Genomic DNA, 2645 nt, shown 5'->3' with positions numbered 1-2645 from the left:
TGAAGTTTCGATGGCATAGCCGTCATGGGGGTACCCCGGCGGGATATATAAGATATCGCCAGGCTCGAGAATTTCATCAATGATAGGATCAAAGCCTTTGATTTGGCGCAGTGCCGGGTGTCCGAACTCTTCTTCATAATCGTCAAGTTTAGGGCCGACACGCCAATGTCGTTTACCAGAGCCCTGGGTGATAAAGACATCATATTGATCGATATGCGGGCCGACACCGCCTCCCGGGGTGGAGTAGCTGATCATCAGATCGTCAAATAGCCAGCTAGGCAGTAGGCGAAACGGGGTGACAAGCTTAGCCGCTCCTTCATGCCAGTGGTTTGCTGCCTGAACAACAAAAGACCAGTTGTCTTCCGGCATATTTTCAAAGTTCAGCGGACCGTGGGAAACCTCCCACTTATCACCACGCATTGCAACATATCGTGAGTCGACTTCCTCCTCCATTGCCAGCCCGGCCAGCTCATCTGGACTGATTGGATCTACAAAGTCTTTGAAGCCCCCCTTTATGACAGTGGGCTTCTTTTGCCAGTACTCGGACAGGAATGTTTCAAAGGAGAAAGTCAGCTGGTACATAGTGCCATTAAATTGATGTGTATTTGTCGCGATTATAGCGCATTCCGCATCACCGGGTGATGAGGAATGCATTGCTACAGTGAGTATAGCGCGCGACCTATTACCATGATTACTCGGCAGGCAGCTGACGAAGCAGCGGGAAAGCGGCTTTTTGCTGTTCATGGCTAACTACGAAACCGACAAGGGTCTCGGAGTCTTGCTCAAATGCCTTGGCAATATAGCCATCGCTATCTTGGGTGATTTCCCAGCTTACATCGGAACGGGTTGTCTGTCCCGACAGGTTAAGCGGGAACCATGGCGTTTTGGCTTTGACCAGGCTGGCTGGCAATCTTACCGGTGTAGGATTGCCTGACAGGGTTTTTGCCAATGCCATTGCCGAGAGCATGGTCGGTTGTAAAAATGCCCTGATCTTTCCGCCTAACTCGGCACAATCACCTAAGGCATAGACGCCATTCGCTGATGTTTTAAGGAACTCATCCACAATAATCCCTTGGTTTACGGCAATGTTAGCTTGCTTGGCTAAGCTGATATTTGGTTTTAGTCCCATCGCGGCAATAACAACGTCGGCTTCGATAATGCTCTGATTGTTGAATTGAACCAGTAGCTGCTGGTGGTGACGGTTAACTCCTGTCACTGCCGAAGAGAGTTTCACATCGACACCTTTTTCAGTCATGGTCTGAAATACTTCGGCACCCATAAACGAGGGAAGCAGTGTCGGCATAATACTGCCAGCTCGGTCGCAAATGGCGACTTGTTTTCCGGCTTCGGCAAGATCCATTGCGATCTCCGTACCGATCAGCCCTGCTCCGAGAATAAGTACAGACTTGGCCGTAGCAATCTTGTCCTGATGACTGGCATACTCGCCCAGACTATTAAGCGTTACGATTTCATCTGTTGCATTACCGTCAAAAGGCGGTACAAAAGACGAGGCACCTGTGGCCAATACCAGCTCTGAGTAGCTGACAGTTTTATCAGCCAGTTGGACTGTTTTTGCTTCGGTATCTATAGACTGAACCCGTGTGTAGGCGAGCAGTTCAAAGCTGTAAGCATTGGCAAAGTCTTTAGCCGATTGCTTGATCAAGTCACTAGCAGTCTGCTTGCGGGAAAAGACATGGCTCAGTTCAGGCTTGGAATAGTCGTCACCACTGTCCGCGGTAATGACGGTGACCGGCGTCTCGTTATCAATTTTACGAAGTGATTTCACCAACTGGTAAGCGGCAAAGCCGCTACCAATAACAACAATATGTTTATCCATTACTCGCGTCCTCAGGCAATAGGTTCAAAGACTTCTTTACCGATACCGCAGTCCGGGCAAAGGAAGTAGTCCGGTACGTCATTCCATGCGGTGCCCGGTGCAACGTCTTGGTTTGGCTCACCTAGCTCTGGGTCGTAAACCCACTGGCAGACAGTGCAAATCTGCTTTTCAGTGTTATCGACAGCTGGGGCATTTTCTGCCGGAGCGCTGTTATTGCTTTTCACTGTTGCTGGCTGGGCGATAGAGACTTCCGCCTTTGCGCTTTCGTCAGGTTGTGCAGTGTTCGCTTCAGCTGCAGCGATAGGCTGTAGTGCCCACTCCCGTGCAATTTTACGTCCGTGCTCGCGGCATTCTTCTAACGCTTTGCCATCAGGACGCCATTTGGTTTTCATGCCTACGGTTGTGAAGAAGCCAGCGTCCGTCAGGCGGGCGTGGATACGGTCAACAGCGCCGCCGTTCCATCCATAGCTGCCAAATGCTCCTGCTTTCTTCCCCTTGAAGCGCAAGCCTGTGATTTCTTCTAGCATGCCGGCGATTTTAGGCATCATGACGTTATTCATTGTCGAGGAGCCAACCAGAATACCTTTCGAGCAGAATACATTGGCCAGGATCTCATTTTTGTCGTGGCGAGAGACGTTGAAGATCTTAACCGCAACATTTGGATCAGCTTCAGTAATACCTTGTGCAATACCGTCAGCCATCATGCGAGTGTTGTTTGACATAGAGTCGTAGAAGATAGTGATTTTGTTTTCTTTGTACTCATCAGCCCATTCCAGATACTTATCGATGATCTGAGTTGGGTTATCAC

3 protein-coding genes and 1 pseudogene are annotated in these 2645 nt (G+C 49.7%); all 4 read right to left on the bottom strand.

The genetic code is table 11. From position 1 onward, the window contains the following. Positions 1–582, bottom strand: a 582-nt coding sequence (locus tag MHN01_RS23930; protein WP_239413866.1) for a cupin domain-containing protein, incomplete at its 3' end; no start/stop codon positions are given. A 109-nt stretch (positions 583–691) separates the two neighbouring features. Then, positions 692–1837 carry an NADH:flavorubredoxin reductase NorW gene (gene norW, locus MHN01_RS23925; RefSeq protein WP_239413864.1) on the bottom strand — a complete coding sequence of 382 codons (1146 nt, stop codon included), beginning with the start codon at positions 1835–1837 and terminating at the stop codon, positions 692–694. An 11-nt stretch (positions 1838–1848) separates the two neighbouring features. Next, positions 1849–2061 (bottom strand): rubredoxin, encoded by a 213-nt coding sequence (locus MHN01_RS24785; RefSeq protein WP_370646556.1) that lies wholly within the window; start codon positions 2059–2061, stop codon positions 1849–1851. A 77-nt stretch (positions 2062–2138) separates the two neighbouring features. After that, positions 2139–2645: pseudogene (locus MHN01_RS24780) on the bottom strand (flavodoxin domain-containing protein); the annotation flags it as partial.

The sequence above is a fragment of the Photobacterium sp. OFAV2-7 genome (assembly GCF_022347985.1).
GTDB lineage: Bacteria > Pseudomonadota > Gammaproteobacteria > Enterobacterales > Vibrionaceae > Photobacterium.
The sequence above is the reverse complement of the archived record's forward strand: the minus strand, read 5'-3'. Positions and strand labels throughout refer to the sequence as shown.